A 14,787-nucleotide genomic window follows, 5' to 3' on the forward strand; every position below is an offset into this window, starting at 1 on the left:
TCGTCGAGGTGGGAAGGCTTGCCTTCCCCGACCGGAAGCCCTGCACCATGGGTCAAACGCACAAGGAAACGCCGCCCATGTCCGCCGCCCTCGCCCGCCAGATGCCGCCCGTGCAGCACGCCGCCGTCAACGGCATCGACATGGCCTACTATGAGGTGGGCCCGCGCGGGCAAGGCGTGCCGATCATCTTCTGCCACGGCTTCCCGGAACTGGCCTTCTCCTGGCGCCACCAGCTGGCCGCCTGCGAGGCCGCCGGGCGCTGGGCCATCGCGCCCGATCAGCGCGGCTACGGCCTGACCTCCCGCCCCGACGCGGTGACCGACTACGACATGGAGCACCTGACCGGCGACCTGGTCGGCCTGATGGATCACCTGAAGATCGACAAGGCGATCTTCTGCGGCCACGACTGGGGCGGCATCATCGTCTGGCAGATGCCGCTGATGCATCCCGACCGCTGCGCCGGGGTGATCGGACTGAACACCCCCTTCATGCGCCGCTCGCCCTTCGACCCCATCGCGGCCATGCGCATGGCGTTCGGCGAGGACATGTACATCGTCTGGTTCCAGAAGCCGGGCGTGGCTGACGCGGTCCTGGGCGCTGACGCCGACAAGACCATGCGCTTCTTCATGCGCAAGCCCGACGCCACCCCCATGGACGCCGGGGCGGGCCTCGACATGTCCTCGGCCGCGCCGGAGGGCCAGTCGACCTTCGCCTTCGGCGACCTGCTGAACGCCTGGGACAAGTCCGACACCGCCAACCAATTGCTGACGCCTGAGGAACTGGCCGCCTTCGTGGAGACCTTCGAGGCCACCGGCTTCACCGGCGGCATCAACTGGTACCGCAACTTCACCCGCAACTGGGAGCGGTCCGCCGACCTGCCCACCCGCGTCGACGGCATCCCCTGCCTGATGATCATGGCCGAGAAGGACGTGGTGCTCTCGCCGGCCATGGCCGACGGCATGGAGGAGGCGATCGGTGATCTTGAGAAGGTGCTGGTGAAGGATTCCGGCCACTGGACGCAGCAAGAAAAGCCCAAAGAGGTCAATGACCTCATCCTCGGCTGGATGGACCGCCGCTTCCCGCGCTAGACTGCGGGGGATGGAACGCAACACCCCGCCGCCCGCCCTCTCCTCCTCCACGAACCGGCGCGGCCTGTTCCCGGAGAGCGAGCCCTTCACCTATGGGTGGATGCCGACCGGGAGCGAGCACGAGATCTTCTACGAGGTCTGCGGCAATCCCGAGGGCAAGCCCTGCGTGATCCTGCATGGCGGCCCCGGCGGGGCGATCAACTCGACCATGCGGCGGTTCTTCAACCCGTCGAAGTGGAAGATGGTGCTGTTCGATCAGCGCGGCTGCGGCAAGTCACGGCCCAACGCCAGCCTGGACGACAACACCACCTGGTCGCTGATCGACGACATCGAGCGCCTGCGCATTCATCTGGGCGTCGAGAAGTGGACCGTGTTCGGCGGCTCCTGGGGCTCGACCCTGGCCCTGGCCTACGCCATCACCCATCCGCAGCGGGTCGAGGCCCTGGTCCTGCGCGGGGTCTTCCTGCTGACCCAGCGGGAGCTGCGGTGGTTCTATCAGGACGGCGCGTCCTTCCTGTTCCCCGACGCCTGGCAGAAATTCCTGGCCCCGATCCCGGAGGCCGAGCGCGGCGACCTGGTCACCGCCTATCACCGCCGCCTGACCCACACAGACCGCCGCGTCCAGGCCGAGGCCGCCGCGGCCTGGAGCCAGTGGGAGGGTGACACCATCTCCATCCGCGGCCCGGAAGCCCGGCCCTCGAAGTTCAACGAGATCGACTTCGCCATCGCCTTTGCGCGGATCGAGTGCCACTTCTTCGCCAACAAGGGCTTTTTCAGCGAGGACGGCTGGATCCTGAAGAACATCGGCAAGATCCGCGGCATTCCCGGCTGGATCGTCCAGGGCCGCTTCGACGTGGTCACGCCCATGGAGAGCGCCTGGACCCTCAAGACCGCCTGGCCCGAGGCCCGCTTCGAGGTGGTCTGGGACGCCGGCCACGCCTCGACGGAACCGGGCATCGTCGATGGGCTGGTGCGCGCGACGGACCAGGCGTTCTCGGTTTAAGGCTCAAGCCTTCCCCCTCGATGGGGGAAGGTTGGATGGGGGTGTACCTGCTGAGTTCGGGCGAACGCCTAGGTCGGCGCCGACCTCTATCTCAGCCCACCACCCTGCACTCACCCCCATCCCTGCCCTTCCCCCATCGAGGGGGAAGGAAGTGTGGTTAGAGGAAGCTGCCCTTGCCGCTGGTGACTTCCGAATAGCGGTGGACGCGGACGGCCTGGACGAGGCCAAAGCCGATCATCACCGTCGCCATGACGGTGCCGCCGTAGGACAGCATCGGCATCGGCACGCCGACCACCGGCGCCAGGCCCATGACCATGCCGCCATTGATCATCACATAGAGGGCGAAGGTCGCCGTCACCCCGGCGGCTGAGAGCCGCCCGAAGTGGGAGTGGGCGAGCGCGGCGGTGCGCAGGGCCATGAAGATCACCACGGCGTAGAGGAACAGCACCGAGAAACAGCCCACGAAGCCGAACTCCTCGGCCAGGGTCGCGAAGATGAAGTCGGTCTGCTTCTCGGGCAGGAAGTTGAGCTGACTCTGCGAGCCCAGGCCGTAGCCCTTGCCGAGGAAACCCCCGGAGCCGAGCGCGATCTTCGATTGCAGGATGTGGTAGCCGGAGCCCGACGGGTCGCTCTCCGGGTCCAGGAAGGTGAAGATGCGTTTGCGCTGGTAGTCGTGCAGCACGAACATCACCATCGGCGGCACCGACACCGCCGCGGCGCCGAGGCCCGTGGCGATCACCCGCCAGTCGAGGCCGGCCAGCACCACCACCGCGACCCCGGTCATCAGGATCAGCATGGCGGTGCCCAGGTCGGGCTGGTGCGCCACCAGGACCACCGGGGCGGCGATCATCAGGACCGGCACCAGCAGCCACCAGGAGAAGCGGGCGTCATCGGCGGAGATCGAGTGATAGAACCGCGCCAGGCCCAGCACGATCCCCAGCTTCATCACCTCCGACGGCTGGAAGCTGCCCAGCGGCCCGAGATCCAGCCAGCGTTGCGCGCCCATGCGCACGTCGCCGATCGCCTCCACCAGGATCAGCAGCACCAGCCCCACCCCATAGAGGGGATAGGCGATGGCGAACCAGACCCGCAGATCGACCATGGCAAGAACCACCATGATCACGAACATGATGCCGAAGCGCAGCAGGTGCGCCCCGGCCCACGGCTCCCAGGAGGAGCCGGCGATGGAGAACATCATCAGGGCCCCGGCCCCGGCGATCAGGCACAGGGCCAGCGAGAACAGCCAGTCGATCTCGCTGAACTTGACGACAAGCCGGTCGCGTTCGCCGGGCCGGGTCAGCGCGCTGACGGTCATATGCGGTCTCCCGGCGGCGGCGCCGCAGTCGGCGGCGCGGCGGCGACAGGCGCCTCGGGCGCCGCGCCTTCGGCCAGGCCGTCCGGCGTGAGCTCGGGCATCGGCAGGGGCTTCTCGATGCGGGCGCGGATCTCCGGATCCTTCAGCAGGGCCACCCGCATCACCTCGCGGGCGCGCGGCGCACCGGCCGTGGCGCCCCCCAGGCCGCCGTGCTCGACGATCACCGAGATCGCATAGCGCGGCGCGTCATAGGGCGCGAAGGCGACGAACAGGTTGTGGTCCTTCAGCTTCCATTGGACGCTGGCCGAGTTGCGGTCGGCGACGTTGTCATAGCTGCGGACCTGGGCGGTGCCGGTCTTGCCGGCCATCATCACATCCCCGAGCCCGAGCTGACTCTGCCGATAGGCGGTGCCGGTGACATCGTTGGCCACCGCGATCATGGCGCCGCGCACATAGTCGACGTGCTCCTGCTTGAACGGCAGGTCGGGCACGGCCGCGCCGCTGGGCAGCTCCTTGCCGCCGATCGAGCGCACCAGGCGAGGGTTCAACGCCTTGCGCCCGTTGGCCAGCCGCGCGGTCATCACCGCCAGCTGCAGGGCGTTGACGTTCACATAGCCCTGGCCGATCCCGTAGCTGACGGAGTCGCCCGGCTGCCAGACCGGCTCGCGCTTGACCGCCTTGCGCTTCCATTCCCGCGAGCCGACGATGCCCTTCTTCTGGCCGGGAATGCCCAGGTCGAAGACCTGACCGAAGCCGAGCGCATGGGCCGCCCGCGCGATGGGGTCGGGCCCGACCTTCAGGGCCGTCTGGTAGAAGTAGATGTCGCAGGAGTTCTTGATGGCGTCGTGCATGTTCTGCGAGCCGTGCCCGCCATGCTTCCAGCAGCGCCAGGTGCGGCCGCCATAGTACCAGCCGCCCGAACAGTTGACCCGGATTTCCGGGTCGACGCCCGCCTCCAGGGCCGCCAGGGCCACCGTCGGCTTGAAGGTCGAGCCGGGCGGGTAGAGGCCTGACATGGCCTTGTCCAGCAGCGGCTTGCGTTCATAGTTGGCCAGCGCCCGGTACTCCGAACCCGTCATGCCGCGCACGAAGCGGTTGGCGTCGAAGCTGGGGGCCGAGGCCATGCAAAGCACATCGCCCGTGCGGCAGTCGAGCATGACCACCGCCCCGCTCTCGTCACCCATGACCTCAAGCGCGCGGGTCTGGATATCGGCGTCGAGGGAAAGCTGGATTTCAGCGCCCGGAGTGGCGGGAATGTCGCCGCCGGAGTCCTGGCGGACCTCGCGGCCGTTGGCGTCGACCTCCACCTTCTGAGCGCCGGGCCGCCCCCGCAGGCGCAGGTCGAAGGCTTTCTCGACGCCCTGGCGTCCGATCCGGAAGCCGGGGTGCAGCATGATGGCCTCGGAGTTGGGGCCGGTGGGCTGCAGGTCTTCCTTGTTCACCTTGGCCACGTAGCCGATCACGTGGGCGAAGGCCCCGCCGTGCGGATAGACGCGGACCTCGCCCATGTCGGCGGTGACGCCGGGCAATTCCGGGGCGCGGACATTGATGGCGGAGAACTGCTCCCAGCTCATATCCTCCATCACCGAGACCGGTGAGCGTTTGGGCGCGCGGATCAGATCCTTGGTCAGACGGGCCTGGCGCGCGGCGTCCAGGGGGACGAAGTGGGCCAGGGTCTTGAGCGTTCCCTCGGGATCCATCTTCCCGTCCTTGGCCACCAGCAGGCGGAAGTTCGGGCGGTTGGAGGCCAGGATGACGCCGTTGCGGTCGACGATCAGGCCGCGGGGCGGCGGCACCAGCCGGAAGTTGAACTGGTTGGAGGCCGACATCTTCTCGTAGCGCTGGGCCTCCACGAGCTGGAGGTGGGCCAGGCGTCCGGTGAGCGCCAGCAGGCCCAGGCCCGACAGGCCGCCCATCAGGAAGGCGCGGCGGTGGAAGACCCCCTGCCGCTCATTGACCTCGGTGAAGAAGATAGAGGGCTCGCTCATGCGCCCGACGTCCTATCGGAACCGAACATCGGCATCCTCGAACCTGTCGATGAGCCGGTGTGCGAAGGGGTAGAGCAGGATTGTGGCGAGGAATTGCCAGAACACCGCGATCAGGCTGGGCGAGGCGCGCGCGTCCAGCCGCGTGAACAGGAAGCCCGCCAGGCTGGCGATGGCGCAGGCCGCGGCGAACCAGGCCCACATCATCGGCCGGCTCTGCCCCACCAGCCAGTTGCGGCAGAGCAGGATCACGCCATAGGCGGTCAGCAGGGACAGGGCCCACAGCCCGACCGGCGAGCCCCAGAAGATGTCGAGGATCAGCCCCATCAGCAGCACGCCGAAGGGCGCCAGGATCGAAGGCCGGATCACCGCCCAGGCGAAGGCCGGGACCATGCAGAACACCGGCTCAGGCAGTTGCAGGGTGAAGACCCTCAGCGGAATGCCAAACGCCAGGGTCCAGCCCAGGCACTGGAGCATGGGAAAGCCAAGCCAGCGCCACGGATCCAGAGGACGGGCCGCTGAGAGGCTCAAAATGGCGCCTCCGCCGGGGCGGTCGCGGTGGGCGCGGGGGTCGGGGCCGGGGTTGGCGCAGGCGGCTTGGGCGCAGCGGGCTTGGGCTTGGGCGCGGCGGGTTTCGGGGTCGCGGGTTTGGGCGTAGCCGGCTTGGCCGGCGTCACGGTGGTCGCGGTGATGGTGGTCGGCGGCTTGGCGACGGGCGCGCCGGGAACCGGGGCCACGCCCACGCCCGCGACGGGTCCGGACGGCGGCGGCACGGGCATCTTGTCCAGCTCGTCCTTCTGGGCCTTCTCCAGCTGGGAGAAGTCCTGGAACAGCAGGATGCGGACGAAGTCGATGGGAGCGGCGTCGGAGGCCAGGATCACCCGCCAGCGGCCGTCCAGGCCCTTCACGGCCACGCCCACCGGCAGGCCGCGCGGCAGAACCCCCCCGTCGCCGGAGGTCAGCACCCGGTCGCCCTGCTGCACCGGCGCCTTGCCGCGCAGGTAGTCGAGCTTGGGATTGGGGCCGCCATCGCCGGTCAGGATGGCCCGCGCATTCGTCCGGTCGATCATCACCGGGGTGCGCGAGGCGATGTCGGTGAGCAGCAGGATTCGGCTGGCGCCCCGGGTCACCCCGATGACGCGGCCCACCAGGCCGCTCTCACTCATCACCGGATTGCCGGGCTGGATGTTCTTCTCCACGCCGGCGTTGGCCAGGCGGGTGTTGGCGAAGGGGCCGCGGCTGTCGGTCACCGTGCGGGCGGCGACCATCGGGATCGGCGGCTCGGTCTTCAGGCCCAGCAGGGACTTGTAGCGGTCATTGGTGTCGCGCAGGGCGATGGCCACGTCCCGCCACTGGCGGGCTTCCTTGAGCTCGGCCTTGAGCTTGCGGTTCTCGGAGACCGCGAACAGGTAGTCGCGGATGTTCTCCATGCCCAGGCCGGTCCAGCGGCCCGGCGCGGCGAGCGCGCCACTGACCGGGGCGGCGACCGCATCGCCCACCTGGCGCGTGACGCCATAGGCTTCCGACTGAAAGGTCTCTCGGCGGTCGGACATCAGCAGGGCGACGGCCACGACGACGGCCACGATCAGAGCCACCGCGGCGGTCCACGCCAGCGGCACCTTCAGTTCGCCAAACGGACTTTCTCGAAAAGCCACCTAGCCGCCCGTCCTCAGGGTGACGGGACGCCCCGTTTCCCCACGCCGATCTGCAAGTATTACGCCAGCGTTGATTCGAGCACGCCCTTCATCCACTTGGGATGTTCGAGCACCTTGCCGCAGCCCAGCGCCACGCAGGAGAGCGGATCGTCGGCCACCGTCACCGGCAGGCCGGTGTGGTCGCGGATCTCGGCGTCCAGGCCGCGCAGCAGGGCGCCGCCGCCGGTGAGCATGATGCCCTTGTCTGCGATGTCGGAGGCCAGTTCCGGCGGCGTGGCTTCCAGGGCCATCTTCACCGCCTCGACGATCTGACCCACCGGCTCGGCCAGGGAGTCCGACGCCTGCTTCTCGCTGATGCGCACTTCGCGCGGCACGCCCTGCATCAGGTCGCGGCCCTTGACCTCGATGGACAGGCCCTCGCCGTCGGCCGGAGCCCGCGCGGTGCCGATTTCCTTCTTGATGCGTTCGGCGGTGGTCTCACCGATCAGCAGGTTATGGTTGCGGCGCATGTAGCTGATGATCGCCTCGTCCATCTTGTCGCCGCCGACCCGGACCGAACGCGAATAGACGATGCCCGACAGCGAGAGCACGGCCACCTCGGTGGTGCCGCCGCCGATGTCCACCACCATGGAGCCGGTGGGCTCATGGATGGGCAGGCCGGCGCCGATGGCCGCGGCCATCGGCTCGTCGATCAGGCCGACCCGACGGCCGCCGGCGTTCAGGCAGCTGTCGTTGATGGCGCGGCGTTCCACGGCGGTCGCGCCGGACGGCACGCAGACGATGACCTTGGGGTTCACGAAGCCCTTGCGGTTGTGAACCTTGCGGATGAAGTACTTGATCATCTCCTCGGCGACTTCGAAGTCGGCGATGACCCCGTCGCGCATGGGGCGGATGGCCTCCATGTGGCCGGGCGTGCGGCCCAGCATCTGCTTGGCCTCTATGCCCACGGCGTGGACGATCTTGCGACCGCCGACATTACGCAACGCCACCACCGAGGGCTCGTTCAGCACGATGCCCTTGCCCTTCATGTAGATGAGGGTGTTGGCGGTGCCGAGGTCGATGGCGATGTCGTTGGAGATAGCGCCGAAGAGGGACGAGATCATGCAGAGCCCTGATGGGTGGGAGACGGTGACTGCTGGTCTGCGAAGACTTGAGCCGCCTCACCCAGCGCCTTGAAGAATCAAGCCGCCCAGCGCTTCAGCCTCCGTTTGCAGGACCCCATGCGTGTGCCCTGCCAATGGGTTGATTTCAAGGCTTAATGACAGCCGCTGCTAAACCACCTCACCCCACCGCCCGCACACGTTCTGGTGAAGCTGCCCCGTCGACCGCGGCGAGGCGAACACCGATCGGGCGCCGGGCTCCGATCGCCGGTCGCGCGGGCCAAGATGGATGGCCTGTGTCGCTTCGAAGTGACAGCTTCGAAGCCGCGCGGGGACTAGAACCCTCGTCCACTGAAGCTTGCGGCCGGAGGGCGCTCACATGTCCGGTCAGGCGGTTCTCGGGGTCGAGAAAGCGCGGTTCCTTTACGGGGCCAGCAAGGTCTTCGAGGGTGTCTCCCTGCAGCTCGACGCCGCGCGCACCGCCCTGGTGGGCGAGAACGGCGCGGGCAAGTCCACCCTGCTCAAATGCCTGCTGGGCGAGCTTGAGCTGGATGAGGGCCAGATCATCAAGTCGCGCGGCCTGAAGATCGGCTACGTGCCGCAGGACGTGCCGCCGGGCCTCGGCGACAAGACCGTGCGCGAGGTGCTGGAAAGCGCCTTGCCCCTCACCGACGGCAGCGAGGACTGGAAGGTCGATGTCCTGCTGGACGAGATCGGGGTCAGCTACGAGACCGCCCAGCAAACCTTCGGAAGCTTGAGCGGCGGCTGGCAGCGGCTGATGCTGATCGCCGCGGCGGCCAAGCTGGCCGAACCCGACCTGCTGATCCTCGACGAACCCACCAACCACCTGGACCTCTCCAACATCAACACCCTGGAGAGCTGGCTGGCCGACGACGACCGCCTGCCCATGCTGATCGTCAGCCACGACCGCGAGTTCCTGGAACGGACCACCACGCGGACCATCTTCCTGCGCTCGGACGGAGCCCATTCCTTCAGCGTCCCCTTCAGCCGCGCCCGCGAGCAGCTGCTGCACCGCGACGCCGCCGACGCCGTGCGCCGCCAGCTGGAGGGCAAGGAGATCGAGCGGCTGGAGAAGATGGCCACCCGCTACCGGATCTGGGGCGTGAAGAACGACAAGTTCCACAAGCGCGCCAAGGCCACCGAGAAGCGCATCGACCGCATCGAGACCGAGCGCACCGAGAGCTATGTCGCCCGCGAGCGGCGACTGGAACTGCACGACGGCGAGATCGACGCCAAGGTCGCCCTGCGCATCCAGGGCCACACGGTCACCGTGCCCGATGGCAGCCGCAAGCTGTTCACCATCGACCGGCTGAACGTGGCGACCGGCGACCGTATCGCCATCCTCGGCGTCAACGGCGCCGGCAAGTCGATGCTGCTCAATGCGCTCGCCCGCGCCTTCGATCCGGACCAGGAGCACTATGACGGCCAGGCGCCGGTGCGCTTCAACCCGCAGGCCCGGCTGGTCTATTTCGATCAGAAGATGGCCGAACTGCCCCTGAAGACCAGCCTGCTGGACTATCTGACCGCCGTCGACGGGGCGACCACCAAGGACGCCAACGCCCTGCTGGCCAAGGCGGGCTTCCCCTATCACCGCATCAAGGGGCCGATCGCCGACCTCAGCCACGGCGAGCGGGCGCGCCTGACCTTCCTGAAGATGCAGCTGGCCAAGCCCAACCTCTACCTGCTGGACGAACCCACCAACCACCTGGATATCGAGGGCCAGGAAGCCCTGGAGGCTCAGCTCGAGGCCTCCGATGTCGCCTGCCTGTTCGTCTCCCACGATCGCTACTTCACCCGGGCGGCGGCGACACGGTTCATGGAGATCCGCAGGGGCAAGCTGATCGAGGTCGAAGGGCCTGACGCGTTCTTCGAGGCCCAGTAGACCCTCGAAATTCCTCCCCCAGCGCGCCAGCGCGTTTCGGGGGAGGTGGATCGCGGGCGAAGCCTGCGAGACGGAGGGGGCTTGGGCCTCGCCGCTTGCACGGCCCTAACCCCCTCCACCGCTTCGCGGTCCCCCTCCCCCGAAGGGGGAGGAATTGGGAGGCTCACCTCCGCGGCAGGACCACGAACCCGTACTTCCTGAACACCGCGCCGGCCTCCGGCCCATTGAGGAAGCTCAGAAAGGCCGAGGCCCGCGGGTTGCTGCTCCCGGCCACCAGGGCCGCCGGATAGACGATGGGGGGGTGGCTGGCGTCGGGGAACAGACCGACGATCCTCACCCTCGGCTCCACCTTGGCGTCGGTGTCGTAGACGACGCCCAACGGGGCCTCGCCGCGGGCCACGAACTGCAGGGCGGCCCGTACATTCTCGGCCTGGGCCAGCCTGCCCGAAACACTGTCCCAGACCCCCAGCTTGATGAGCGAGGCCTTGGCGTAGCGGCCGGCCGGCACATCGGGCCCGGCGACCGCCAGGCGTCCCGCGCCCAGCGCCTTGGCCAGCGGCATGCCCTTGCCGATCTTCAGGCTGGCCTTGGCGCCCTTGGGCGCGATCAGGGCCAGGCGGTTGGTGAGCAGATCGCGGCGGCTGGCCGTGACGATCAGCTTCTTGCCGGCCAGATAGTCCATCCAGTCGCTATCGGCGGAGATATAGACGTCGGCGGGCGCCCCCTGCTCGATCTGGCGAGCGATCGCCGAGGACCCGGCATAGGAGAACCGCGCCGCCCCACCGGTCTTGGCGGCATAGGCCGCGCCCACCTCGTCCAGGGCGTTCTTCAGCGAGGCGGCGGCGAAGACGGTCACCGGCTTGTCGGCGGCCAGCGCCGGGGCGGCCGCGAGCGTCCAGGCGGCGGCAAGGACTGCGATCGCGCGGATGAGCTTCACAAAAATTTCCTCTGAGGGAGCAACGCCTTGGACGCTGGCTCGAATGTGGCCGATGGACAACGCCGAATATAGGGACAGGCGAGCCGCCGCGCCCAGCCGTCGCGCCTAGTCCCCAACCCGGTCCACCAGCACCGGCGGCACGTAACCCGCCTCCAGCGTCTTCAGCGGATGCGACGCCGTCACGTGGCCCATGAACGGCGGCCAGATGTCGTAGCCCAGCAGCCGCTGCAGTCGCGGCGACATGGTCTTCACCAGGGTCTGTGGCACACCAAGGAAGAAGTTCTCCTGGGTCCGGCCCCAGGGCTCGCAATACTGGTTGGTGAAGGCCTGGCGTGGCGCCTGGCTGCGGTTGGCGCCGCCCCGGTGCAGCAGGGTGGCCTGGAAGACGATGGCCGCACCGGCCGGCATCACCATCGGCTTCAGCAGGCCCGGCAGATCCGACGGCTTGAGCGCCGCCACCTCCTCGTCGCTCCACAGGTGGCTGCCGGGGATCACCTCGGTGCAGCCGTTGTCCTGCGTGAAGTCGTCCACCGCCGCGATCAGGCTCATCGAGGCCGGCGGACGGGGCCGCTTCAGGCGGTAGAAGCCGTCGTCGGTGTGGACAGCCTGCGCGCTCTCGCCCGGATAGATGCAGATCGCCTGGCTGGCCGAGAGCAGGTAACCCGGCTGCAGGAACCGGTCGAGGATCGCCAGCAGCCGGGGATCCTCGGTGACCTTCTCGAACACCTTGCCCCGCGCCACCAGGGTGTAGACCCGCTCGGTCGCGAAGCCCTCGAAGTCGTTGCGGCCCCGGTGCTGCTCCATGTGCGGCGCCAGGCCCCGACGGATCGCCGTCAGCGTGTCTGCATCGCAAAAGTCCTCGATCACCGTGTAGCCGTCGCGGTGCAGGGCCTCGGTGTGGGCGTCGGCGTCAAAGGCCATGGCGTGTTCCCTCCCCGCTCTTTCGGCGGACGATGCAGCATAGCCCGCCTTACCCCAGGGCTGTCATCACCACACCGATGGCCGTGGCCGCGCCGCCGGCGATCTGGTCCAGGGTCAGCTTCTCCTTGAACAGCCTGCGACCGGCCGCCGCGGCGATCGGCCCCTCGATCACCCCGATGGCGCGCACCTGGCCGGCCGGCGCCAGGGCCAGGGCCGAGAACCAGAAGGCCGAGGCCGCGGTGCCGAAGAACCCCGCCCCCAGGGACTGCTTCCAGGATCCCGCCACCGAGCGCAGGGCCTGGGGCCGGGTGACGGCGAGGATGGCGCTCAGCACGATGGACTGCAGGGTCTGGGCGACGCAGAGCGCCGCCGTCGCCGAATAGATCGGATGGTCGGCGTCCAGCGCCAGACCCGCCTGCCGATAGCCGTTCAGCGCCACCGCGAAGGCGACGCCAGAGGCCAGGCCGAACAACGAGCCGCTCAGGGCCCCCGCCCGGGCCTCATCGCCCCGGGGCCAGGACAGCACCAGTAGACCGATCGTGGTGGCCGCCAACCCGCCCCACTGGATGGGCCCCAGATGGTCGCCAAACAACAGCCAGCCCATGACCGCCGCGATGGGCAGGGAGGCCTGCTGCATGAAGGTCGCCACCGCGAACCCGGAATGGCGCATGGCCATCAGCAGGGCCGCCGTGGCGCTGACCTGGGCGATGGCGCCGGCCACCACGGCGATGGCGAACCGGACCGACAGATGCGGCTCGGCGCCAGGCGTCAGGACCGCCACCACCGCAAAGATCGCCAGCGAGAACGGCAGGCCAAACAGGAAGCGCACCAGGGTCGCGCCCCAGGGCCCGGCGTCGCCCACCAGGCCGCGCTGCAGGGCGTTGCGGGCCACCTGCAGCGGCGCGGCGGCCACCGTCAGAAGTATCCAGAGCATGACAACAGGGCTCCTCGCCCACCCCAAGCGTCATCCCGGAGGGCGCGCAGCGCCAGTCCGGGACCCAGACGTGCGGGGCCATCAGGAAAAATCGGCGCCTATAGGTCCCGGTCTTCCGCTCCCGCGGAAACCGGGATGACAGCTCTTACGGAGCTAGAACCCTGACGCGATGGCGTCCGGCGCGCTCTTTTCCTTGCGGACCAGGAGGTTGTTGAGCGCGTTGATATAGGCCTTGGCCGAGGCGGTCAGGGTGTCGGTGTCGGCGGCCTGGCCGGTGGCGATGCGGCCGTCCTCCTCCAGACGCACCGAGACCTGGGCCTGGGCGTCGGTCCCTTCGGTCACCGCATGCACCTGGAACAGGCGCAGGATGGCGGTGTGGGGCACGACCTGGTGGATGGCGTTGAACACCGCGTCCACCGGACCGTCGCCGGTGGCGGCGCCCGACTTCTCGACCCCGTCGACCGTCACGGTCAGCTCGGCCTGCTGCGGGCCCTCGGTGCCGGCCACCACGCGCAGGTGCTTGACCTGGATGCGGTCGGCGCCGCTGGCCAGGGCGTCGTCCACCAGGGCGATGATGTCGTCGTCGAAGACGTGCTTCTTCTTGTCGGCCAGATCCTTGAAGCGCTGGAAGGCCTCGTTCAGGGCGTTCTGGCCCAGTTCGTAGCCCAGTTCCTTCAGTTTCTCGCGGAAGCCCGCCCGGCCGGCATGCTTGCCCATCACCAGGTTCGAGGCGCCCTGGCCGACGGTCTCAGGGCTCATGATCTCGTAGGTGCCGCGGTCCTTCAGCATCCCGTCCTGGTGGATGCCGCTCTCGTGGGCGAAGGCGTTCTTGCCGACGATCGCCTTGTTGAACTGCACCGGGAAGCCGGTGATCGCCGAGGTGTAGCGGCTGGCCCGGGTGATGTGCTGGGTCTCGATGTTGGTGAAGTAGGGCAGCCGGTCGCCGCGCACCTTCAGGGCCATCACGACCTCTTCCAGGGCCGCGTTGCCGGCGCGCTCGCCAATGCCGTTCATGGCCACTTCGACCTGCCGCGCCCCGCCCTGAACACCCGCCAGGCTGTTGGCGACGGCCAGGCCCAGGTCGTTGTGGCAGTGAGTCGACAGGATGATGCGGTCGGCGCCGTCCACGTTCTCCAGGATGTCCCGGAAGATGTCGGCGTATTCGCTGGGATAGGAATAGCCCACCGTGTCAGGCAGGTTCACCGTGCCGGCGCCGGCCTTGATGGCGGCGTCGACGCAGCGGCGCAGGAAGTCCTGCTCGGTGCGGGTGGCGTCCTGGGCCGACCATTCCACGTCGTCGCACAGATTGCGGGCGTGGGTCACCGACCTGGTGATCATCTCCAGGATGTCTTCCTGGCTGGCGCGCAGGATGTGGTCGCGGTGGCTGGGGCTGGTGGACAGGAAGGTGTGGATGCGGCCGCGCTTGGCCGGACGGATCGCCTCGGCGGCGCGCTCGATGTCGGCCATGCCGGCGCGGGCCAGGCCGCAGATGGTGCTCTCGGTGACGATCTCGGAAATCTTGCGGACCGCCTCGAAGTCGCCGTTGGAGGCGATGGGGAAGCCGGCCTCGATGACGTCGACCTTCATCTCTTCGAGGATCTTGGCCAGTTCCAGCTTCTCATCCAGCGACATCGACGCGCCGGGCGACTGCTCGCCGTCGCGCATGGTGGTGTCGAAGACGATGACGCGGTCGCTTTCCTTGCGAACGGTGTCGTTGGCGGACGGGGCCTGATCGGCGGGGGATACGGTCATGGGATCACTTCATTCTTCGCGGGGGTGTTTTAGAAGGCTCGAGCGTCGGGGTCATCCCCTGAAGCGCCCGGCCGCGAAGATGCGCAGCCTAAAGGGGCGCCCAGGGGCGGCTAAGCCCCAGCGTAAGAAGAAGCTGGCTGTGCAGATGCGATTGCATGGGGAGACGATCTATAGAATCCGCGGCTTCACCGCAA

12 protein-coding genes are annotated in these 14,787 nt (G+C 68.4%); 3 read left to right on the forward strand and 9 right to left on the reverse strand.

The genetic code is table 11. The features are described from left to right. Positions 1-77 precede the first annotated feature (77 nt). Both Q7J39_RS05820 and pip read left to right on the forward strand, forming a co-directional pair. Positions 78-1,088: an alpha/beta fold hydrolase gene (locus Q7J39_RS05820; RefSeq protein WP_304821368.1), complete on the forward strand. Its 1,011-nt coding sequence runs from the start codon at positions 78-80 to the stop codon at positions 1,086-1,088. A 10-nt stretch (positions 1,089-1,098) separates the two neighbouring features. Continuing rightward, complete coding sequence (gene pip, locus Q7J39_RS05825; protein ID WP_304821370.1) at positions 1,099-2,091, forward strand: prolyl aminopeptidase; 993 nt, start codon at positions 1,099-1,101, stop codon at positions 2,089-2,091. A gap of 157 nt (positions 2,092-2,248) precedes the next feature. Here the strand turns inward: pip and rodA are convergent, their stop codons facing one another. Genes rodA through Q7J39_RS05850 form a run of 5 tightly spaced genes read right to left on the reverse strand, consistent with a single transcriptional unit; the run spans position 2,249 to position 8,149 of the window. Then, positions 2,249-3,406, reverse strand: coding sequence for a rod shape-determining protein RodA (gene rodA / locus Q7J39_RS05830; RefSeq protein WP_304821372.1), 1,158 nt, complete (start codon positions 3,404-3,406; stop codon positions 2,249-2,251). After that, positions 3,403-5,394 (reverse strand): penicillin-binding protein 2, encoded by a 1,992-nt coding sequence (mrdA, locus tag Q7J39_RS05835; RefSeq protein WP_304821374.1) that lies wholly within the window; start codon positions 5,392-5,394, stop codon positions 3,403-3,405. Before mrdA ends, rodA begins: the two co-directional genes overlap by 4 nt. 12 nt (positions 5,395-5,406) lie before the next feature. Continuing rightward, the gene (locus tag Q7J39_RS05840; RefSeq protein ID WP_304821376.1) at positions 5,407-5,922 is read right to left on the reverse strand and encodes a hypothetical protein; all 516 of its coding nucleotides are present in this window, start codon (positions 5,920-5,922) and stop codon (positions 5,407-5,409) included. Then, positions 5,919-7,046 (reverse strand): rod shape-determining protein MreC, encoded by a 1,128-nt coding sequence (mreC, locus tag Q7J39_RS05845; RefSeq protein WP_304821378.1) that lies wholly within the window; start codon positions 7,044-7,046, stop codon positions 5,919-5,921. The genes Q7J39_RS05840 and mreC overlap by 4 nt, the downstream gene beginning before the upstream one ends. Positions 7,047-7,105: 59 nt before the next feature. Next, positions 7,106-8,149 carry a rod shape-determining protein gene (locus Q7J39_RS05850; protein WP_215341221.1) on the reverse strand — a complete coding sequence of 348 codons (1,044 nt, stop codon included), beginning with the start codon at positions 8,147-8,149 and terminating at the stop codon, positions 7,106-7,108. A gap of 376 nt (positions 8,150-8,525) precedes the next feature. On the opposite strand from Q7J39_RS05850, the gene Q7J39_RS05855 reads away from it, so the two are divergent. Next, entirely contained in the window at positions 8,526-10,049 is a 1,524-nt protein-coding gene (locus Q7J39_RS05855; protein WP_304821381.1) for an ABC-F family ATP-binding cassette domain-containing protein, read from the forward strand. A 163-nt stretch (positions 10,050-10,212) separates the two neighbouring features. On the opposite strand, the gene modA is transcribed toward Q7J39_RS05855, so the two are convergent. The 4 genes from modA to Q7J39_RS05875 all read right to left on the reverse strand — a co-directional run bounded on the left by modA (position 10,213) and on the right by Q7J39_RS05875 (position 14,593). Beyond that, complete coding sequence (gene modA, locus Q7J39_RS05860; protein WP_304821383.1) at positions 10,213-10,986, reverse strand: molybdate ABC transporter substrate-binding protein; 774 nt, start codon at positions 10,984-10,986, stop codon at positions 10,213-10,215. A gap of 105 nt (positions 10,987-11,091) precedes the next feature. Beyond that, complete coding sequence (locus Q7J39_RS05865; protein ID WP_304821385.1) at positions 11,092-11,907, reverse strand: phytanoyl-CoA dioxygenase family protein; 816 nt, start codon at positions 11,905-11,907, stop codon at positions 11,092-11,094. A 49-nt stretch (positions 11,908-11,956) separates the two neighbouring features. Next, positions 11,957-12,841, reverse strand: a complete 885-nt coding sequence (locus tag Q7J39_RS05870) for a DMT family transporter (RefSeq protein WP_304821387.1) — start codon at positions 12,839-12,841, stop codon at positions 11,957-11,959. A gap of 153 nt (positions 12,842-12,994) precedes the next feature. Beyond that, positions 12,995-14,593 carry a 2-isopropylmalate synthase gene (locus tag Q7J39_RS05875; protein ID WP_304821389.1) on the reverse strand — a complete coding sequence of 533 codons (1,599 nt, stop codon included), beginning with the start codon at positions 14,591-14,593 and terminating at the stop codon, positions 12,995-12,997. Positions 14,594-14,787: the final 194 nt, after the last annotated feature.

The organism is Phenylobacterium sp. (assembly GCF_030651185.1).
GTDB lineage: Bacteria > Pseudomonadota > Alphaproteobacteria > Caulobacterales > Caulobacteraceae > Phenylobacterium.

Coding starts and splice junctions, on each gene's coding strand:
- Q7J39_RS05820 (WP_304821368.1), top strand. CDS start 78: ATGTCCGCCGCCCTCGCCCGCCAGATGCCGCCCGTGCAGCACGCCGCC.
- rodA (WP_304821372.1), bottom strand. CDS start 3,406: ATGACCGTCAGCGCGCTGACCCGGCCCGGCGAACGCGACCGGCTTGTC.
- Q7J39_RS05865 (WP_304821385.1), bottom strand. CDS start 11,907: ATGGCCTTTGACGCCGACGCCCACACCGAGGCCCTGCACCGCGACGGC.
- mrdA (WP_304821374.1), bottom strand. CDS start 5,394: ATGAGCGAGCCCTCTATCTTCTTCACCGAGGTCAATGAGCGGCAGGGG.
- Q7J39_RS05855 (WP_304821381.1), top strand. CDS start 8,526: ATGTCCGGTCAGGCGGTTCTCGGGGTCGAGAAAGCGCGGTTCCTTTAC.
- Q7J39_RS05875 (WP_304821389.1), bottom strand. CDS start 14,593: ATGACCGTATCCCCCGCCGATCAGGCCCCGTCCGCCAACGACACCGTT.
- Q7J39_RS05870 (WP_304821387.1), bottom strand. CDS start 12,841: ATGCTCTGGATACTTCTGACGGTGGCCGCCGCGCCGCTGCAGGTGGCC.
- pip (WP_304821370.1), top strand. CDS start 1,099: ATGGAACGCAACACCCCGCCGCCCGCCCTCTCCTCCTCCACGAACCGG.
- Q7J39_RS05850 (WP_215341221.1), bottom strand. CDS start 8,149: ATGATCTCGTCCCTCTTCGGCGCTATCTCCAACGACATCGCCATCGAC.